This is a genomic window from Pseudomonas sichuanensis (assembly GCF_024749065.1).
GTDB lineage: Bacteria > Pseudomonadota > Gammaproteobacteria > Pseudomonadales > Pseudomonadaceae > Aquipseudomonas > Aquipseudomonas sichuanensis.
This window is the reverse complement of record NZ_CP087185.1, coordinates 2,341,048-2,358,337: the sequence shown is the minus strand read 5'-3', so window position 1 is coordinate 2,358,337 and position 17,290 is coordinate 2,341,048. Positions and strand designations below refer to the sequence as shown.

The following is a 17,290-nucleotide window of genomic DNA, read 5'->3' as shown; positions in this document are numbered from 1 at the left end:
GGGCGAAGCCCGTGCCACCCTACGCGGGCGCGCTCAGGCCTGTGCTTCGAACGCCGGGTGATAGCTCACCTGGCCGCTGGGTATCGGCCCGGCCAGGGTGAGGGCCTGGAAGTACTCCGCCGGCACACCCGGCAGCACCAGCGCCGGCTCGGCCTTGAAGCCGAAACGCCCGTAGTAGGCCGGATCACCCAGCACCACACAGCCCTGGCCACCCTGGCGCCGCAGCTCGGCCAACGCGGCCTGCATCAACGCCGTGCCAATGCCCTGGCCCTGGCGCGACGGCGCCACGGAAATCGGCCCCAGGCCGAACCAACCGTTGGCGCCGGATGTAATCGTCACCGGGGAAATGGCGACATGGCCGACCAGCGCCCCACCCTCCTCGGCAACCAGCGACACCGTGAGCTGCCCGGCCTTGCGTAGCGCCGTGACGATGAACTGCTCGGTGTGGCTGCTATGTTCGGCGTTGGCGAAAGCCGCCTCGGTCAGCCGGCTGATGGCGTCGATATCGCCGGGCTGCTCGTCACGGATGTTGAGGTTCGAGTGCAGGTTGCTGCGGGTGTCGGCGTCGATCAGCTGGCGCAGCGCCGCGAACAGCGGGGTGGCCGCTGTGTAGTGCTTGCCGTAGCTCAGGTTGAAGGCGTAGTCGAAATCCGGCGGGTTGCGGCCCTGGTTGTGCTGCAGCAGGGTTTCGAGTTTGTCCAGCGCCTTCACCGCCTGGGCTTCCGGCGAGGCCGCGGCTTCGTAGTCTTCCCACAGCGCCAGCAGCTCGGCCTGCAGCGGCGCGTCCAGGCTGGACAGCAGCGTCTTCAGGTCGGTGCGTTCCTGCTCGCTCTTGTCGGGGAACGCATGCTTGCTGATGGCCGGGACATCACCATGGATGGCTTCGCCCAGGTCATGGATGACACACATCCTGAGCACCTTGAGCAGGTCCAGGCCGGCCAGTTCGTCGGCGAAGGTCATGGCCATCAGGCACAGGCGCCAGGTGTGCTCGGCGGTGCTCTCGGCCCGCCCGGACGAAGTGTGCGCGCTTCTGAGCACGCTTTTGAGCTGCTCCGCCTGGCGCAGGAACTCCAGGCGGCCGTGCAGTTTGTCGATGTCCATGTCGTTACCCTCCAGATTGCAGCCTGGCACCATAAACCATGCGCGCCCGGGCAGGTAGAGGGTGTTGCCGGCTCAGTGGCTCGGTGCCTTGCGCCAGGCGCAGAATACCGTGGCCAGCACGATCAGCGCCGCGCCCGCCGCCATGCGCAGCGACGGCTGTTCGCCGAACAGCCACCAGGCGCAGGCGATGGCGTACACCGGCTCCAGGGCGATGATCATGCCCGCGGTGCGCGCCTGGAGCCCGTCCAGGCTCTTGACGAACAGGAACTGCGAAAGCCCGGTGCAGAACACCCCCAGCAGCGCCAGGTTGATCCAGTCCGAGGCGCTCAGGCTGCTGGTGGCCAGGTGGCTGAAGGCAAGCGGCGCCACGACGATCGCCACCACCAGGTTCTGCCAGAACGACACCTGCAGGGCGTTCATGCCCGCCGGGCGACGGCGGTTGGCCACTGCCAGCCCGTGGTGCAGGGTTGACCGATGGATCAATTATTCGGTTTTGCCGGTGGCGGGAGCAGATTGGCAAAGACGCGTGCTTGTCTGAATGCGACGTGCGCGGTGGCGGGGAGCGACATAGCCCTTGGCCAGATAAACGCCCCCTCTGGTAGGAGCGGCCTTGTGTCGCGATAGGGGCGCGCAGCGGCCCCAGGATTTGTGGCTGGCGCAAGATTGCTGAGGCTTGTTCGGCCACGGCCAATCACCCGTAGCATCCAAGCTCAATAAACAAAGCGCTCTGCAAAGGCCGGATATTTCAGAAGCGTCCGGCATACACGCCGTGAGCGTTTTCGTAGGCTGCGATCCTTTCCCCACAAGGAGTGCAGCCCATGGCTTTCAACGGATACATGAGCATCACCGGCAAGCGGCAAGGTTTGATTTCGTCAGGCTGCAATACCCAGGCGTCCATCGGCAACAGGTGCCAGATCGCGCACCAGGACGAGATCATGGTGATGTCGTTCAGCCACGGCATTTCCAACCCGGACAACACCCAGCGCGGCATCCACCACCCCGTTGAGGTCACCAAGCTCATCGACAAGTCCACGCCCTTGCTGGCCCAGGCCGTGGACAGCCGGGAAGTGCTCGACTGCGATATCCAGCTGTACCGCATTCATCCGGCAGGCCATCGGGAGAAGTACTTCTCCGTGAGGCTTGAGGGCGCGGTGATCGTCGGACAGGAGCTGGATGTGCCGCATGCGGTGCTCTTGACCGACCAGGACGCCGAGGAGCGGCTGCTTATCAGCTATCGGGCCATCAGCTGGATTCATCACGCCGCCGGTACCACCGGGTACGCCAGCTGGGGTGAGGAGTTATGAGCCAGCGTGACGAAGAATATGGTGAGCGGCTGGATGAGGCGTATTGGGAGGTGAATGCGGCGGCGTCTCGGTTGATCAGCTATGGCTGTGGGATTAGTGCTAAACACCTGAGCGATCGGCGGTTGCGGATGCAGTTCAATCGTGAACTGGCTTATTACGCGCGGCGGGTGATGGACGATGTGTACGAGCGACGCATCACCCCGGAGCAAGGGCTTGAGCGGATTCAGGCCGAGAAGAAGAGTCTCCATTCGCAAGCGTTGCGGATATTTACCCAGTTGGGAGGCATGGCTGGCGGCGCCTCGCAATTTGCTGAGGGGTTAGGGAACTGCATAGGGAGTCTTGGTTCCACATGCGTGATTCACGGGGCTCCGTTGATCATGCATGGAGGTAACAACCTTTACGAAAATGCCCGGGGTCTCTACGAAGGTCGAACCGATGTGGTCGGGCCTGTGAGGGAGCTCTATCAGGATGCAGCCAAGAGCCTGGGGTATAGCGAGCAGGAAGGCAATCTCGCGTACTACACGGCGGATCTTTTCCTTTCGGGGCGGGCGTTGTGGCGAAAGGTTCCAAGACGAGATGCATGGCGGCTATATCGATACATGGATGCTGACAAAGAACGAAAACTAAGACAATTAGGTAAGGGAGGGCTTTTATTCGAGTTCCTCACATCCGGCCTGACAATTAATCAATGGGTGGATGAGTACAGAAAGTGAACTTACTTCTTCTTGGGCTTTTTGCAATATGTGATGTCGCAATCAGCTTGCTGCTGAATAAATTTGTTTTCAAGAACCCGGATAGATTTTTGCAATTTTTAGGCTCGCTATTTTTCAATGCATTTATGGGGGGTGTTTATATTGAACTAATGGGTGGAGATGGGCTCATCCGTTTCTCCCACAACTCGATAACTGATTTCGGTTTCTGGTTTGTGGTTGTCCTTACTGCGGCAATGGTCTTGTTCCACATTTGGGCTTTTACTTCGCGAAGGGTTGATTGATCCCAAGTTTTGCCAAGGCTGAATAGCAGGAGCTATGGTGGCGTTTCATGGGAATGCAAGATGGTTCCATGAAGGATGAGATGCATGGAGGGACCGACCAGGAAAGGCTATCGTGAAGTTTAAAAAAATTTAGGGCATACCGATGTAGCACTGTCGGCAGGGGCGTTGCTTCGGTGCCCTTAAGGAACAGAAAAGGGCTGCGAAGCAGCCCCATTCCTACAATGCAAAACTCACGGGCACTGGCAGGTAGATGGCCCGAATACCGGCCCTGCACACGGATCCTTACCCGGCCCGAACACCGGGCACGAGGCCTGGGCGGTCAGCGAGAAGCCCAGGGAAAACAGCACAGCCAACAGCACCTTCTTCATTTTCGACCTCCTGGTCTTTTTCGAACATTCCTTGTTTGCCTCAGGGGCAGACGCACTCGGTGGGGCCGAGCACAGGCCCCGCGCAAGGGTCCGGTTGCGGCCCCAGCACCGCGCAATCGGCGTACGCCGTCATCGAGCACATCCACAGCAGCAGCGATGCCGCCAGCAATTTGCCTTTCAACATGACCTCCTTGGTCCTAGTCTGTCCTTCGGGATGCCGGCGCATGAACCGCCGGCCCCGGGACAGCTAAGACCAAACCCGGCGATCGCGCCAGCTTTCGCTGATCAGCCCTGCAACCCAGCCGCCTTCGCCCGCGCCGCATGCAGCTTCTTGTAGCTCTCCACCAGGCGCAGGTGGCGGTCCAGGCCTTCGAGCTTCATGCTGGTCGGGGTCAGGCCGTGGAAACGCACGCTGCCATCCACCGAGCCCAGCACCGCGTCCATGCGCTCGTTGCCGAACATGCGACGGAAGTTGTGCTCGTAATCTTCCATCTGCAACTCGTCGTCCAGCACCACCTCCAGCACCACGTTCAGCGCCTGGTAGAACAGCCCGCGCTCAACGGTGTTGTCGTTGAACTGCAGGAACATTTCCACCAGTTCCTTGGCCTCTTCGAAGCGCTGCACCGCCAGCTGGATCAGCAGCTTCAGCTCGAGGATGGTCAGCTGGCCCCACACCGTGTTGTCGTCGAACTCCACGCCGATCAGCGTGGTGATGGTGGTGTAGTCATCCACCTCGGCATTGTCCAGGCGCTTGAGCAGCAGCTTCAGCGAGCGGTTGTCTAGGCTGTGCAGGTTGAGGATGTCGGCGCGGAAACCCAGCGCGCGGTTGGTGTTGTCCCAGATCAGGTCCTCGACCGGGTAGATCTCCGAGTAGCCGGGCACCAGAATGCGGCAGGCGGTGGCGCCGAGGTTGTCGTAGACGGCCATGTACACTTCCTTGCCCATGTCCTGGAGGATGCCGAACAAGGTGTCGGCCTCTTGTACGTTGGAGTCCTCGCCATGGCCGCTGAAGTCCCACTCGACGAATTCGTAGTCGGGCTTGGCGCCGAAGAAGCGCCACGACACCACGCCACTGGAGTCGATGAAGTGCTCGACGAAGTTGTTCGGCTCGGTCACTGCCAGGCTGTCGAAGGTCGGCTGCGGCAGGTCGTTAAGGCCTTCGAAGCTGCGGCCCTGCAGCAGTTCGGTGAGGCTGCGCTCCAGCGCCACTTCGAAGCTTGGGTGGGCGCCGAACGAGGCGAACACGCCGCCGGTGCGCGGGTTCATCAGGGTCACGCACATCACCGGGAATTCACCGCCCAGCGAGGCGTCCTTGACCAGCACCGGGAAGCCCTGCTCTTCCAGCCCCTGGATACCGGCGACGATACCCGGGTACTTGGCCAGCACCTCCTGCGGCACGTCCGGCAGGCACAGCTCGTCTTCGAGGATCTCGCGCTTGACCGCCCGCTCGAAGATCTCCGACAGGCACTGCACCTGGGCTTCGGCCAGGGTGTTGCCGGCGCTCATACCGTTGCTCAGGTACAGGTTTTCGATCAGGTTGGACGGGAAGTACACCGTCTCAGCGTCGGACTGGCGCACGAACGGCAGCGAGCAGATGCCGCGTTCCTTGTTGCCCGAGTTGGTGTCGTACAGGTGCGAGCCGCGCAGCTCGCCGTCGGGGTTGAAGATCGCCAGGCAGTGCTGGTCGAGGATTTCTTCTGGCAGCGCGTCCTTGGGCCCGGGCTTGAACCACTGCTCGTTGGGGTAGTGCACGAACGGCGCGTTGGCGATGTCCTCGCCCCAGAACTGGTCGTTGTAGAAGAAGTTGCAGTTCAGGCGCTCGATGAACTCGCCCAGCGCCGAAGCCAGCGCGGCTTCCTTGGTGGCGCCCTTGCCGTTGGTGAAGCACATCGGCGACTGCGCGTCGCGCACGTGCAGCGACCACACGTTAGGCACGATGTTGCGCCACGAAGCGATCTCGATCTTCATCCCCAGGTTGGCGAGGATCGCCGACATGTTGGCGATGGTCTGCTCCAGCGGCAGGTCCTTGCCGGGGATGTAGGTGGTGCTGTCCGACACCGGCATCAGCAGCGCCTGGGCGTCGGCGTCGAGGTTGTCGACCTGTTCGATGATGAACTCGGGGCCGGTCTGCACCACTTTCTTCACGGTGCAGCGGTCGATGGAGCGCAGGATGCCCTGGCGGTCCTTGTCGCTGATGTCTTCGGGCAGCTCGACCTGGATCTTGAAGATCTGGTTGTAGCGGTTCTCCGGGTCGACGATGTTGTTCTGCGACAGGCGGATGTTCTCGGTGGGGATGTCGCGGGTCTGGCAGTACAGCTTGACGAAGTACGCCGCGCACAGCGCCGAGGACGCCAGGAAATAGTCGAACGGCCCCGGGGCCGAGCCATCGCCTTTGTAGCGGATCGGCTGGTCGGCGATCACCGTGAAGTCGTCGAACTTGGCTTCGAGACGGAGGTTGTCGAGAAAATTGACCTTGATTTCCATGCGAGGGGGTACCAGGAAGCGGGGCGGAAAATGGCGGGTATTATCCGGGATTCGGCAGCGAATGTCTTGGCATGCCGCCGGGCGACCGGTAACGGGCCCCCCGGCCGTCCGCTCATGGGGCTTTGCGCATGCCCATGTGTGCGTCATCCATCAGGGCCTTGGCCAGGTCGCCGAGAAAATACCCGGCCCAGACCAGCACCGGGTCGTTGTCCATCACGCCGATGAATGACGCCCGGCGGGCGCTGTCCAGCAGTTCGCTGGCTTGCTCCAGGGCGTGGTCGGCGCAGTTGCCGGGCTCTACGCGAAACAGCCGCTTGCCCTCGCCCACGCCCGCGATGCAAGTGGCCGAGCCGACGGTGTAGCCGAGTTTGCCGATGCCTTCGGGTAAGTCGTTTTTCATGTGAATGCCTCGATTGGGGGTTGAGTGCAGGCGCTCAGTGCAAGCTGTGCTCGCTGGGCTGTGCCCTGCGCTGCAACTGGGCCAGCGCGCAATCCATCAGGGTGCGCAGGGCTTCGAGTTCGTGCATCACGGTCATCAGCATGATGGTGGCCGGTGATCGGGGCAGGTAGGTGAGGGATTGATGGGCCACGGCCAGGCCGCACAGGGCGTGCTCCATGGCTTCGACCAGGGTGTCTTCGAGGTATTGGGGGATATCGGGGGAATGGGGTGGGTCGGGGACGATTTTGAGCATGGCGACAGTCTCTAGTTGCGCTTATCGGACCGCCACCGATCACTTGCAGGTGAAGAGGTGGCGGCTACGTACGGGCCTGCAAGACCGGGGCAACTAGAGAAAGCCCGGCTGACCCGAAGGTCACCCGCACGCAGCCACCATAAAGCACAGTCAGGTGCCAGAAGCCGAAGACTGATGGTGTTGCTGATCTAGTTGTCCCGCACGGGCTTGCAGACCCGGCCGCTGAATTTGCAGCGGCTGGGCGAGACTAGACCTCAGTTCGATGGCGCAAAAGCCTTGGAAGCATGCTTCGGAAAGGACCTACGCAGAAGAGGGAAAATCCGATTCATTCATGTAGGACATGGGGCCGTCAGCGCGCACCGCGATTCCGCGTCGTACCAACAAGGCGGACCAGGTAATGGCACAGGAAAGACTGGCCCGAAACAAACTGTGGGAGCGGGTTTACCCGCGAAGCGCCGCGCGGGCGGAGCTCGATCTTGAGAACGCTGCAGATCTTTCGGCTTGCACATGGTGGCCCACATGCGATCCCACGGCGGGCGACCGGACATCACAGCACTGGGCCTGATTAATGAGGACTCGGTTATGGCTACCAAGTGCATGTCGGAATATTGGGTGAGGGCCACAAGGTGCCTGCCGGTGTTTTTGCAGCGCCTATGAGATCGAGCGCCGCCCGCGCGGCGCTTCGCGGGTAAACCCGCTCCCACAGTTTGTTTCGGGCCAGTCTTTCCTGTGCCATCACCTGGTCCGCCTTGTTGGTTCACCTCGATTCAGAGGTGCGCGCTGATGACGCTGCGCCAGACTCAAGACTTACTCCGCCCGAAAACTCCACACAATCTCAACCACTCGCGAAGCCAGCACCAGATAAAGCACGCACAAGATCACCTGCAACACCGTGTGATAAGGCAATTTGGCCAACCGATGCAAGGTATCGCTGACATTGAGCAGCAACAACAACGCCGACACCAGGATCAACCCCCACCCGGTAAAGCTGGAAACCCACAGCCCCAGCAAAACCTGCTGATTGCCATGAATAGCCTCGGTCCCCGCCGCAAACAGCAACGCGCACACCAGCAAGTTCTTGAAGTTGTCGAAGACTTTGGTGCTCAGGTCGGCCTCAAGCAGGTCGAGGTACTTTCGCCACAGCCTGCGCATGGTCCGCGCTCCCGATTCAGCGGTTATAGCGAATGACGATGCCCTTCAACTTGCGCCCCTCGATGGAGCGAATATCGCGGTCCCACAACGGCCCGCTGACATAAGCCGCTACCGGCTGGATGCGGTCATACACCACCACAACGGCATCGCCACCAATGCTTGCAGCCTCGCTGCGCAACTTCTGCTCGATTTCGCTGACCGAAGCCGCCCCATCGGTACCGGCATCGACCACGATCTCGCCCAAGCGCACATGGGGCCGGGTCGGCTCGCTGCGCAGGATCTCCACGTTGCCCGGCAGGGTTGGCGCCGGGTGCGGCGCACCGACGTATTCGGTGGTGCGGGCGTCGATGCTGCTGCACGCCGTGAGGGCCAGGGCCAATGCGCCCAGCAGCATGGCGGGGACGAAGCGATGCTTGAACATCCGTGAATCTCCTTGGGCAGCGTGGGAGGCGCCAGGAAGAAGGATGGTCGAGAAATGCCTGATGGCAAGTGCAACACTCTATCGCGGGGCAAGCCCGCTCCCACGAGACCATTAGCGTCAGCGAAGATTCAAGCCGCCCTCGCCCGCCGCCCCTCGCGCACCACCTGCGCCAGGCGTCGCAACCCTTCCTCCAACTGCCCCGGCGCCACATGGCTGAAGTTCAGCCGCAAATGCCCATGATGCTGGTCCGGCTCTGGGAAGAACGGCTCGCCCGGCATGAACGCCACATCCACCGCCAATGCAGCCGCCAGCAAGGTGCGGGTATCCAGCGGCTGCTTGAGGGTCAGCCAGAAGAACAGCCCGCCCTCGGGCTGCTGCCAGTCGGCAAGGTCGGCAAAGTGCGTTTGCAGCGCGGCCTGGAACGCATCGCGGCGCTCGCGGTAGTAGTCACGCAGGGTCCCCAGGTGCTGCCGATGCTGCTCGCTGCCCAACCACTGCAGCACCTGCCACTGGCCGACACGGTTGGTGTGCAGGTCGGCGGCCTGTTTGAGCCGTAGCAGGTACGGGAACAGATCAGGGCTGGCAATCAAGTAGCCGACCCGCAACCCCGGCAGCAGGGTTTTCGACACGGTGCCGGTGTAGATCCAGCTGGCCTTGCGCAGGCGGCTGACGATGGGTGAGGCGCTGCCACCGTCGAAACTCAGTTCGCGGTAAGGCTCGTCTTCGATCAAGGTGACGCCGAACTCGTCCAGCAATGCTGCCACGGCGTCGCGCTTGGCCTCGCTGTAGCGCAGGCCGGACGGGTTCTGGAAAGTCGGGATCAGGTAGATGAACGCCGGGCGATGCTGTTGCAGACGCTGGCGCAAGGCGGCCAGGTCCGGCCCGTCGGCTTGCATCGGCACGGCCAGGCAATCGGCGCCGAAGAGCTGGAAGATCTGCAGCGCGGCCAGGTAGGTCGGGGCTTCCAGCAGCACTTCGGTGCCCTTGTCCAGGTACAGCTTGGCCGCCAGGTCCAGCGCCTGCTGCGAGCCGCTGACCACCAGCACCTGGCTGGCCTGGCAATCGATACCCAACGCCCGCGCCTCGGCCGCCAAGGCCTCGCGCAGGGCCGGCTCGCCCTCGCTCATGCCGTACTGGCCCATGGCGACCGGCATTTCATCCCACACCACCTTGGGCAACATGGCCTCGGCCGGCAGGCCGCCGGCGAACGACATCACCTCCGGGCGCTGGGCCGCGGCTAGGATTTCACGGATCAGGGAACTCTTTAAGCGCGTGACACGTTCAGAAAAGGCCATGGGATCACCGGTAGCGGGGCGTGGAGGAAATAAGTCAAACTGCTTGACCGAAATTACGACGACCTTCACGGATAAGTCAACATGATTGACCTTAAGAACCCAACTTCACAGCAACAAGCCATGGAGGCGTTCTTCTTCGGCTACCAGGCGTTCACCGCCAAGGCTGACGAAATGCTCGAACGCCGGGGCCTGGGCCGGGTGCACCAGCGGATCGTGTTTTTCATCGCCCGTTACCCGAACCTGAGCGTCAAGGAACTGCTGGCCGTGCTCGGGGTGAGCAAGCAGGCGTTGAACATGCCGCTGCGCCAGCTGATGGAAATGCGTTTGGTGGACAGCCTGCCGTCCGAGGCCGACAAGCGCATGCGCCTGTTGCAGTTGACCGAAGAAGGCGCGCGCCTGGAGCATGCCCTGCGCCGTGAGCAGGTGAAGCTGCTGGAGCGGGTGTTTGCCGAGGCCGGGGAAGCGGCGGTCAATGGCTGGCTGGCGGTCAACCAGGCACTGGCCGGGAACCCGCTGTCGACTGATTGAGAGATGACCGCGACTTCATGCCATGCCAACAAGGCGGACAGCGGTGATGGCCCAGGCATAACTGGCCCGAAACAAACTGTGGGAGCGGCGGTTCGCCGCTCCCACAGTTTGTTTCGGGCCAATTATTCCTGTGAAAGTACCGGCGCCTGCCTTGGTGCATGGTAGTGGCTATGCTCTGTTGAGCCCGTCAATGGAGCGCACAGGACACAGAATGGGACTTTTCGACCGTTTGTTCGGCGGCCGTTTCACCCAGCCGCCACCGGATGAGCCGACGCTCAGCGACGCGGCGATCATGCGCGAGCTGCACCCCTACCGCCCAGGCCTCAAGGCCTTCACCCAAGCCCTGCTGGCGCACCTGCCCGAGCAGGAGCGCGCCCGGCTGGTCAGGCGGGTGCTACGCATTTACGGCCAGGGCGAGGAGCCGGCCAGCGCGCTGAGCCTGGCCCTGCTGGCCCCGGACAAGGCCTTGCCGCTTGAACAGCGGGCGCTGCTGGCCGTGGACTGGAACGGTTTCGACAGTTTCGAGTACTTGGCCCCTCACCTGGTCAAGGCCAGCGGTATCACCGAGGACTATGTCTATGAACACAACGGCACTCAGACCATGGCCCAGGTACTAAGCGGCTTTGACCATTGGCTGGCCGGCCAGGGCAAACGCTTCCTGCAACTGGACACCGGCGGCGACGAGTACGTGGGCTGCATCGTCGCGGCCGACCAGGTCGACAGCATGATCGAACTGGCGCAGCAGGCCGGCATCGAGGCGGGCCTGGAAAGCTTCTGAACGCGGCGCTATTCGTTTGCCTGGCGTTTAGCGTTTTTCTTGACGATGGCCTTCATCCGGGTGGCGGCGCGCTGCACCGTCGCCATCTTCTCCGGGCGCTTCATGCCGCGCCATTTGCGGATTTCTTCGCGGGTGCGGCCACAGCTTACGCACAGCTCGCTGTTGAGCTGGCACAGCGAGACGCAGGGGTTGTCGATGTCTTTGGCCATGGGCTGCTCCGGTTGCGGGCGCGGATGATACGCCAGAAGCGCCGGCCTGCCACCTGCCCTGGCCCAGGCCGACAGCCTGTTGCGTACAGCGGGGAGCCCCCGGGCACCAGTTGACGGCAAGACCGGCTCGCCTACGCTGAGAAGACGCATGACTGCTCCCTGACCAGTGGAGGAGTAAAAGTGCCTACAGGACACACACCAACACGAAGCGGCATAGCCCGTTCGTTTGCCATGGCAGTGCTCTATGCATTTCTCTGCATCCCTATTGGCCACGCTTCCAGTTTCGGCACAGAAGCGTTCGCTTCGCTCTATCCGTTGCTGGCTCAATTGTCAGACCAGAACAGCGCGGACAACGACGCGCTTCAGGCCGAAATCGACAAGACCTCAAGCGCCTTTGACGCGATCGTCAAAGAGTTCAATGGCCGTGAGGCCCCCCTTCCCACAGCGTTCAATGCATCGATAGAGGCCTATCGAGAGCAGCTTTCCCGTGCGCTTGGTGCCCACGACCGCAAAGACGCCATTGAAGTCATGAGCGCGGTCCGACAGGACGCCGAGCTGAAACGCCAGTTCCTGTTCAGCACCTCCGGCTTCTCCCCCTTCGACAGGCCGATGCTGGTAACGGTCAGCGTCGTCACCATTCGCGGCGACAAAGATGAGCCGGGTTACACAGTGACCTGCAACCCCTTTCGCGACGCCACGCAGAAAAGCCATGCGCGCTTCCCTTTTGCCTCGGAAACCAACCAGGCGACCCTACCCATGCCGCCCGGGCGCTATCGGCTGCAACTGTACAAGGGGAAAACACTCCTGCTTAGCCGAGACCTCCTGATCGGTCTGTCGTCCAAACCCACCGAGGAGGTGAGAATAGATGTCTCGAACTTCTGACCCCTCGCCGCCGGATGTAAAAGCGCTGTGGAAGCCGATTCTGGCCGTATCAACCTGGATTGCCGTTACCTTCTGCGCGAACTTCAGCTTCGCCATCAAGCTCTCATCCGTCTCCGACCTCGACAGCACGGTGCTGGCCTGCGCCAATGTATTGGTCGCCCTGATCACCGGGTTCATCACCCTGTTCGCCTACCGGGCGAGCGAGCGCAAAGCCAGGCCGTTCTGGACTCGCCTGGCCCTTGTCAGTGGCGGGCTGTTCCTGCTGGCCTTCTTCTCGTTCATGATCCTGCGCTCGCTTTGGACCTGCCAATACACCCAGGAAGTACGCCTGGTGATCGGCCTGTCACCGACAGCAGACTTGTTGAGCTACCTGGCGACATTCGACGCGTCGCAGACACCCACATGCTCCGAGCTGCTGGCCGATTATGCCGGGGTCACCGAGCGCATGTACGCCCCCACTGCGCTGATCGCCCGCTTTGCTTCGCTGGTCGTCATATTCCTGGTCATTTGGTGCGCCCTGGCCTGCGCCGTCATCTCCATTGCCTATGGCCTGGCCGCGCCAACACGCCCTGGGGAGAGGTTGAGCCATGCGCCTTGAAAGACCATTCGCGCTCGTCCAGTGCATTTGCCTGCTCTGCGCACTGGCTGTATCGACTAGCGCGCGCAGCGAGCCCATCGACGCTGTGTTCGACGAAATGAAGCAGCTGGCCGAGCAGCGCTGGCACATCCCGGCGACGTCACTGCAAAAGGTCGAGGGCAACCAGATAGCCACGGGGGTCGATGGCAACATCCTGGTCGGCAAGGACTTCCTTGCACACTTCACCCGCGACCTGCCAGAGAACCAGGTCCAGTCCGCACTGCGCTTCGTGATGCTCCACGAACTGGTTCATGTTGCGCAAAGCCACGACATCCCCGACGTTTCCCCTGCCGACCCGTCCCGCAAGGCCTTTGAATGCCAGGCAGATATGCTGTCGGCCACGGCGACGCTTGAAACCCAGATCATGGGGGTCTCGCTGTCTGACAAGACGGGCGCGGGTGGGAAAGAGCTACTGGCGACGGCGCGTCTGTTCAAGCAGCTTGGCGCCCATGCCGAACAGCAGGATGTTGCCTCGAAGACCTTGTCCGGGCACCTCGACAAGCGCGAGCGAGCACTGGCCGTGCAGTTCGGCCTGATACGTGCCATGCACACCTGGATTACCGCCTCCGATCAACAGGGCGAACGCGCCGAACAGGCACGGGCCGCCGTGCTGAAACTGCTGGGCCCGAACGATATCAGCGATGAACGGGCCTGGAGTATGACACTTTGCAACGCGATCACCCGTACGACACAGACGGCGGTCAACGCAATCGCGATGAACACCAGGATGGATGTGAGCGATGACACCATAGAAACCGATGAGAACTTTCGCATCCACAAGAAGTACAACTACACCATTACCAATACCGCACCGTACACCGTGGCCATCAACTTGATTGTGCTCTCCGGCAGCTACCCCAAAGGTGCAGACGATCGTTATGAGGACTACGTCATATCGGATGCCGCTTACAGTTCGGTTGAGATTCCACCCCGTTCGAAAGGCGTCCTTTCAGGGACCTATACGTTCGCCTCCTACGACCCGAACCAGCGTTCAGGCTTTTCCTGGGAGATTCCTTTCGACAAGAATGCACTGGTATCCGCCAGCTACCTTGGCACTAAAGTAGCCATGCCAAACTGCAATAACAATTGGAACAACCTTGGTTCGAGTGCACCTGAACAGATGGCTTCGGCATTGGTGCGAATCGGTATGGCCGCGAAGAAAAACTTCGCTGACATCGCGGCGGCCCCTGTAAACCCAGGGTTCAACGACAACGTGTTCCATTCGACGATCGCCGTCCCCGGGGCTGCGGATGTAACCCTGTACCAGCAGGCAACCAACCCATTCGCGGCTGTCACGCTCTACTCGGGCGACAGCCTTCAAGAAGCGATCAAGGTGTACGAGGCCACTGCTGGTGATTTTAAAAAGCTGTGTGACGCCAAGGGCGTCAAGATCACCTCGGATGAAAAACCCGATCCTCCCAAGCGCCGCTTGACGTTCGAAAACCTGACCGGTTACAGCGAAGCGAGCTTGTCGCTCAGTTCGAGGAAAAAAGACAAGACCGCTACCGCCCCCCTTGAATACAGCGTTTCCTGGAACATTTATCCCACCGACTGAGGGCCCTTGCGCCGCCCTCTCTCGCGCTGGCGGCCCTCGCTCTTCCATGATCCTTCGCAAGGAGCCCACCATGCCTCTGGTCCGTATCGATATCAAAAGGCACCCCGACCGCAACCATGTGCGCAAAATCGGCGAGGTCGTTTATGCCAGCATGAAGCGCACCATCAACGTCCCCGACCACGATAATTTCCAGGTCCTGACCGAGCATGACCATGACCGCCTGGTGAACGACCCGCAATACCTGGGCATCCAGCGCTCGGACTGCCAGGTGTTCATCCAAATCACCCTCAGTGAAGGCCGCACCGTCGAGCAGAAGCAGGCGCTGTACCTGGCCATTGCCGAAGGGCTCAACCAGCAGGCGGGGGTGCGCATGGAGGATGTGTTCATCAACCTGGTCGAGGTGCGCAAGGAGAACTGGTCGTTCGGCCATGGGGTCGCGCAGTACGCCGTATGACCAAGTCGAGCTTTGCGCTCACCGAGGCAGAGCCCTGCATCATCACCCGGCAATCCAGACCATTGTCTGCACCTTGATCTGCGGATGACTCTCCAGCGCTTCCCATTCGTCGAGGAAGACAAAGCCCTGCCTCAAATAGAACCCCACCGCCCGGGCATTCTCCGGCGCGACATCGAGAAAGACACGGTCATGACCACGTTCCAGGGCACGGGCCTTGACCGCCTCGACCAGGCGGGCCGCAGCGCCACTGCCCCGTGCCGTAGGCTCGATCCACATGCCAATCAGGTTGAAGCGCCCGGCGTCACTGACCGCAGCCCCGACCATCCCCAGCGGCGCCTCGCCAAGGACGGCCAACCAGAACGCCGTGCCCGTCGATGAGGCACGTTGCTGCCACTGTTCATCGCTGTAGCGGGCGACAGTCTGGTAACTCACGCCAAAGGCTGTTGGGCTATCCAGAAGCGCGGCAAGCCGCACCTGCTTCAAGCGCTGCCAATCCTGCGTCGTCGTCAGGCGAATCTCCATTCCCACCCCGCCCTCCACGCGACGCTTCTCATAGCGCACATCCCGGTCATCGACCGCCTCGACGCAGGTCCACCCCAATCGCCGGTAGAAGCCATTCGCCCGAATGACTTCATTGCCGTCGGTAGTCAGGTGGATCCGCTCGTGGCGCTGGAACAGCGCTTGTTCCGCCCGCTGCAACAGCAAGCGCCCCAAGCCCTTGCCTTCGTGCTGGGGGCGCACGAACAGGGCGAACACCTCCCCTTCATCGTGATCGACCATGGCAAATCCGGCAGGCTCCCGGCACCATTCGGCAACCCAGGCGCAGGGGCCACTGCCGATGGCGTCAGCGAGTGTGGCCGCCGTGATGCCCATGGCATGCAGTTGTTCACGGGAGAGGTGATTCTGTTTCACGCTGGTGCGGATATCGAACAGCAGCTCGATATCACCAGGCGAAGCCTGACGCAGGGTTGCGGTCATCTCCAAACGTCCTTGTCGTTGCCGATGAGGCCGGCAGCATAGCAACTCATTGCCCGGTCGCGTACGGCGTCCCGGCGTGTCTTATCGATTGCACTGATGATTACTATCGAAGGCCCCGCCTGTCGGCTTGCCGAAACCGACTCTTATAATCGCCTCCCAATTGCCTCCCCGCTTCCCGCGCCTGCCTTCAGGCGACCTTCCCTCTTGGAACCCAACACCATGCCAAGCGCCAGCCAGGCCCCTCAGGGCCTTCCCGAACATGATCAACAGAGCGTCAGCCAGCAGTGGCTGGCGATTCTCTCGGTCGCCGTGGGCGCCTTCGCCCTGGTGACCAGCGAGTTTCTCCCGGTGGGCGTACTCAACGATGTCGCCAGCGACCTCGGCATCAGCGCCGGCCAGGCCGGATTGATGGTGACCCTGCCGGGGATCATGGCCGCCCTCGCCGCCCCCTTGCTGTCGGTGGGCATCGGCGCCCTGGACCGCCGCTACCTGCTGATCGGCCTGACCCTGGTCATGATCATCGCCAACGCCGTCGTGGCCTACGCCAGCGACTTCAGCCTGCTGCTGTTCGGCCGCGTGTTGCTGGGCATCAGCATCGGTGGCTTCTGGGCCACTGCCATTGCCCTCAGCGGCCGCCTTGCGCCCAAGGGCGTGGGCGTGGCCCAGGCCACCTCGATCATCATGGTCGGTGTGACCCTGGCCACCGTGCTGGGCGTGCCCGTCGGTACCTGGCTGAGCGGCCTGATGGGCTGGCGCATGACCTTCCTGGCCACCGCGCTGGTGGGCGTGCCGGTGCTGCTGGCGCAGGTCTTCCTGCTGCCGCGGCTCAACCCGGACCGCGCCATCCGCATCAGCGACCTGCCGGCCCTGTTCATCAACCCACAGGCACGGGTGGGCTTGATCGCGGTACTGCTGATTGGCCTGGCGCACTTTGCCGCGTACACCTATGTCGCGCCGTTCTTCAAACAGAGTGCCGGCTTCGATGGGCCGACCATTGGCTCGTTGCTGCTGCTCTATGGCGTGGCCGGAGTGCTGGGCAACCTGTTCGCCGGCTTCGCCGCCAACCGCAGCGTACGCCATACGCTGATGCTGGTGGCACTGATGATCGCCATCAGCACCGCGCTGTTCCCCTACTTCGCCACCGGCATGACCGGCGCGGCAATGCTGATCGCGCTCTGGGGCTTCGCCTTCGGCGCTTTCCCGGCCTGCGCCAGCATCTGGATGTTCGTGGTGGCGCCCAAGGATGTCGAACGCGGCATGCCGCTGTTCGTCGCCATGTTCCAGGTGATCATCGCGCTGGGCTCGTTCTTTGGCGGGCGGATCGTCGACCAGTTGGGCAGCTCGGTGCTGTTGAGCCTGGCCACGGCGCTGGTGGGCTGCGGACTCGTCACGGTGCTGGTGCTGGGGCGTAATGTCAGCAACAGCCTGGCGGCCCAGCCCGGCTGACCGTACCAATAC

Annotated in this window: 21 protein-coding genes and 3 pseudogenes; 10 read left to right on the top strand and 14 right to left on the bottom strand. The window is 62.1% G+C overall.

Going from position 1 to position 17,290, the window contains the following annotated elements:
• Nucleotides 1-33: 33 nt before the first annotated feature.
• The 3 genes and pseudogenes from LOY51_RS10965 to LOY51_RS10955 all read right to left on the bottom strand — a co-directional run.
• Nucleotides 34-546, bottom strand: a complete 513-nt coding sequence (locus LOY51_RS10965; RefSeq protein ID WP_228711102.1) for a GNAT family N-acetyltransferase — start codon at nucleotides 544-546, stop codon at nucleotides 34-36.
• Nucleotides 544-1,101: pseudogene (locus LOY51_RS10960) on the bottom strand (HD domain-containing protein); the annotation flags it as partial. The gene LOY51_RS10965 and the pseudogene LOY51_RS10960, both read right to left, overlap by 3 nt.
• 72 nt (nucleotides 1,102-1,173) lie before the next feature.
• A pseudogene (locus tag LOY51_RS10955) lies at nucleotides 1,174-1,554 on the bottom strand (DMT family transporter); the annotation flags it as partial.
• A gap of 365 nt (nucleotides 1,555-1,919) precedes the next feature.
• On the opposite strand from LOY51_RS10955, the gene LOY51_RS10950 reads away from it, so the two are divergent.
• From LOY51_RS10950 to LOY51_RS10940, 3 genes are read left to right on the top strand one after another with little or no spacing between them, the layout of a single operon-like run.
• Nucleotides 1,920-2,405: an Hcp family type VI secretion system effector gene (locus tag LOY51_RS10950; protein WP_258646149.1), complete on the top strand. Its 486-nt coding sequence runs from the start codon at nucleotides 1,920-1,922 to the stop codon at nucleotides 2,403-2,405.
• A complete protein-coding gene (locus LOY51_RS10945; protein ID WP_258646148.1) occupies nucleotides 2,402-3,118 on the top strand; it encodes a DUF4225 domain-containing protein in 717 nt (238 codons plus the stop codon). The genes LOY51_RS10950 and LOY51_RS10945 overlap by 4 nt, the downstream gene beginning before the upstream one ends.
• Nucleotides 3,115-3,399: a hypothetical protein gene (locus tag LOY51_RS10940; protein WP_258646147.1), complete on the top strand. Its 285-nt coding sequence runs from the start codon at nucleotides 3,115-3,117 to the stop codon at nucleotides 3,397-3,399. Before LOY51_RS10945 ends, LOY51_RS10940 begins: the two co-directional genes overlap by 4 nt.
• Before the next feature lie 230 nt (nucleotides 3,400-3,629).
• On the opposite strand, the gene LOY51_RS10935 is transcribed toward LOY51_RS10940, so the two are convergent.
• The 8 genes from LOY51_RS10935 to LOY51_RS10900 all read right to left on the bottom strand — a co-directional run bounded on the left by LOY51_RS10935 (nucleotide 3,630) and on the right by LOY51_RS10900 (nucleotide 9,811).
• Nucleotides 3,630-3,767 carry a PA0050 family protein gene (locus LOY51_RS10935; protein WP_167409849.1) on the bottom strand — a complete coding sequence of 46 codons (138 nt, stop codon included), beginning with the start codon at nucleotides 3,765-3,767 and terminating at the stop codon, nucleotides 3,630-3,632.
• 40 nt (nucleotides 3,768-3,807) lie between these two features.
• The gene (locus LOY51_RS10930; RefSeq protein ID WP_110995256.1) at nucleotides 3,808-3,948 is read right to left on the bottom strand and encodes a PA0050 family protein; all 141 of its coding nucleotides are present in this window, start codon (nucleotides 3,946-3,948) and stop codon (nucleotides 3,808-3,810) included.
• Between the two features lie 104 nt (nucleotides 3,949-4,052).
• On the bottom strand, nucleotides 4,053-6,251 hold the full coding sequence (locus tag LOY51_RS10925; RefSeq protein WP_258646145.1) for an OsmC domain/YcaO domain-containing protein: 2,199 nt from the start codon (nucleotides 6,249-6,251) through the stop codon (nucleotides 4,053-4,055).
• Between the two features lie 112 nt (nucleotides 6,252-6,363).
• On the bottom strand, nucleotides 6,364-6,651 hold the full coding sequence (locus LOY51_RS10920; RefSeq protein ID WP_125858277.1) for a DUF3077 domain-containing protein: 288 nt from the start codon (nucleotides 6,649-6,651) through the stop codon (nucleotides 6,364-6,366).
• A 34-nt stretch (nucleotides 6,652-6,685) separates the two neighbouring features.
• Complete coding sequence (locus LOY51_RS10915) at nucleotides 6,686-6,943, bottom strand: hypothetical protein (protein ID WP_125858276.1); 258 nt, start codon at nucleotides 6,941-6,943, stop codon at nucleotides 6,686-6,688.
• An 807-nt stretch (nucleotides 6,944-7,750) separates the two neighbouring features.
• The gene (locus LOY51_RS10910) at nucleotides 7,751-8,095 is read right to left on the bottom strand and encodes a hypothetical protein (RefSeq protein ID WP_125463653.1); all 345 of its coding nucleotides are present in this window, start codon (nucleotides 8,093-8,095) and stop codon (nucleotides 7,751-7,753) included.
• Between the two features lie 16 nt (nucleotides 8,096-8,111).
• Complete coding sequence (locus tag LOY51_RS10905) at nucleotides 8,112-8,516, bottom strand: hypothetical protein (protein ID WP_125858275.1); 405 nt, start codon at nucleotides 8,514-8,516, stop codon at nucleotides 8,112-8,114.
• A 128-nt stretch (nucleotides 8,517-8,644) separates the two neighbouring features.
• Nucleotides 8,645-9,811, bottom strand: a complete 1,167-nt coding sequence (locus LOY51_RS10900; protein WP_125858274.1) for an aminotransferase-like domain-containing protein — start codon at nucleotides 9,809-9,811, stop codon at nucleotides 8,645-8,647.
• An 81-nt stretch (nucleotides 9,812-9,892) separates the two neighbouring features.
• On the opposite strand from LOY51_RS10900, the gene LOY51_RS10895 reads away from it, so the two are divergent.
• Nucleotides 9,893-10,339 (top strand): MarR family transcriptional regulator, encoded by a 447-nt coding sequence (locus LOY51_RS10895; protein ID WP_258646142.1) that lies wholly within the window; start codon nucleotides 9,893-9,895, stop codon nucleotides 10,337-10,339.
• A gap of 211 nt (nucleotides 10,340-10,550) precedes the next feature.
• Nucleotides 10,551-11,117: a DUF6630 family protein gene (locus LOY51_RS10890; RefSeq protein WP_258646140.1), complete on the top strand. Its 567-nt coding sequence runs from the start codon at nucleotides 10,551-10,553 to the stop codon at nucleotides 11,115-11,117.
• Between the two features lie 8 nt (nucleotides 11,118-11,125).
• Here LOY51_RS10890 and LOY51_RS10885 read toward each other — a convergent pair whose 3' ends face one another.
• Nucleotides 11,126-11,326: a DUF1289 domain-containing protein gene (locus tag LOY51_RS10885; RefSeq protein WP_110995230.1), complete on the bottom strand. Its 201-nt coding sequence runs from the start codon at nucleotides 11,324-11,326 to the stop codon at nucleotides 11,126-11,128.
• Nucleotides 11,327-11,557: 231 nt separating this feature from the next.
• Between LOY51_RS10885 and LOY51_RS10880 the strand changes: the two genes are divergently transcribed.
• The 4 genes from LOY51_RS10880 (at nucleotide 11,558) to LOY51_RS10865 (ending at nucleotide 14,854) form a co-directional block, all read left to right on the top strand.
• Nucleotides 11,558-12,208, top strand: a complete 651-nt coding sequence (locus LOY51_RS10880) for a hypothetical protein (RefSeq protein ID WP_125463647.1) — start codon at nucleotides 11,558-11,560, stop codon at nucleotides 12,206-12,208.
• A complete protein-coding gene (locus tag LOY51_RS10875; protein WP_125463646.1) occupies nucleotides 12,192-12,806 on the top strand; it encodes a hypothetical protein in 615 nt (204 codons plus the stop codon). Before LOY51_RS10880 ends, LOY51_RS10875 begins: the two co-directional genes overlap by 17 nt.
• Nucleotides 12,796-14,400: a hypothetical protein gene (locus tag LOY51_RS10870; protein WP_125858272.1), complete on the top strand. Its 1,605-nt coding sequence runs from the start codon at nucleotides 12,796-12,798 to the stop codon at nucleotides 14,398-14,400. Before LOY51_RS10875 ends, LOY51_RS10870 begins: the two co-directional genes overlap by 11 nt.
• A gap of 70 nt (nucleotides 14,401-14,470) precedes the next feature.
• Nucleotides 14,471-14,854, top strand: coding sequence for a tautomerase family protein (locus LOY51_RS10865; RefSeq protein WP_125858271.1), 384 nt, complete (start codon nucleotides 14,471-14,473; stop codon nucleotides 14,852-14,854).
• Between the two features lie 42 nt (nucleotides 14,855-14,896).
• On the opposite strand, the gene LOY51_RS10860 is transcribed toward LOY51_RS10865, so the two are convergent.
• On the bottom strand, nucleotides 14,897-15,376 hold the full coding sequence (locus LOY51_RS10860) for a GNAT family N-acetyltransferase (protein ID WP_189654565.1): 480 nt from the start codon (nucleotides 15,374-15,376) through the stop codon (nucleotides 14,897-14,899).
• Nucleotides 15,377-15,394: 18 nt separating this feature from the next.
• Nucleotides 15,395-15,832: pseudogene (locus LOY51_RS10855) on the bottom strand (GNAT family N-acetyltransferase); the annotation flags it as partial.
• Between the two features lie 219 nt (nucleotides 15,833-16,051).
• Between LOY51_RS10855 and LOY51_RS10850 the strand changes: the two are divergent.
• Nucleotides 16,052-17,278: an MFS transporter gene (locus tag LOY51_RS10850; protein WP_125463643.1), complete on the top strand. Its 1,227-nt coding sequence runs from the start codon at nucleotides 16,052-16,054 to the stop codon at nucleotides 17,276-17,278.
• Nucleotides 17,279-17,290: the final 12 nt, after the last annotated feature.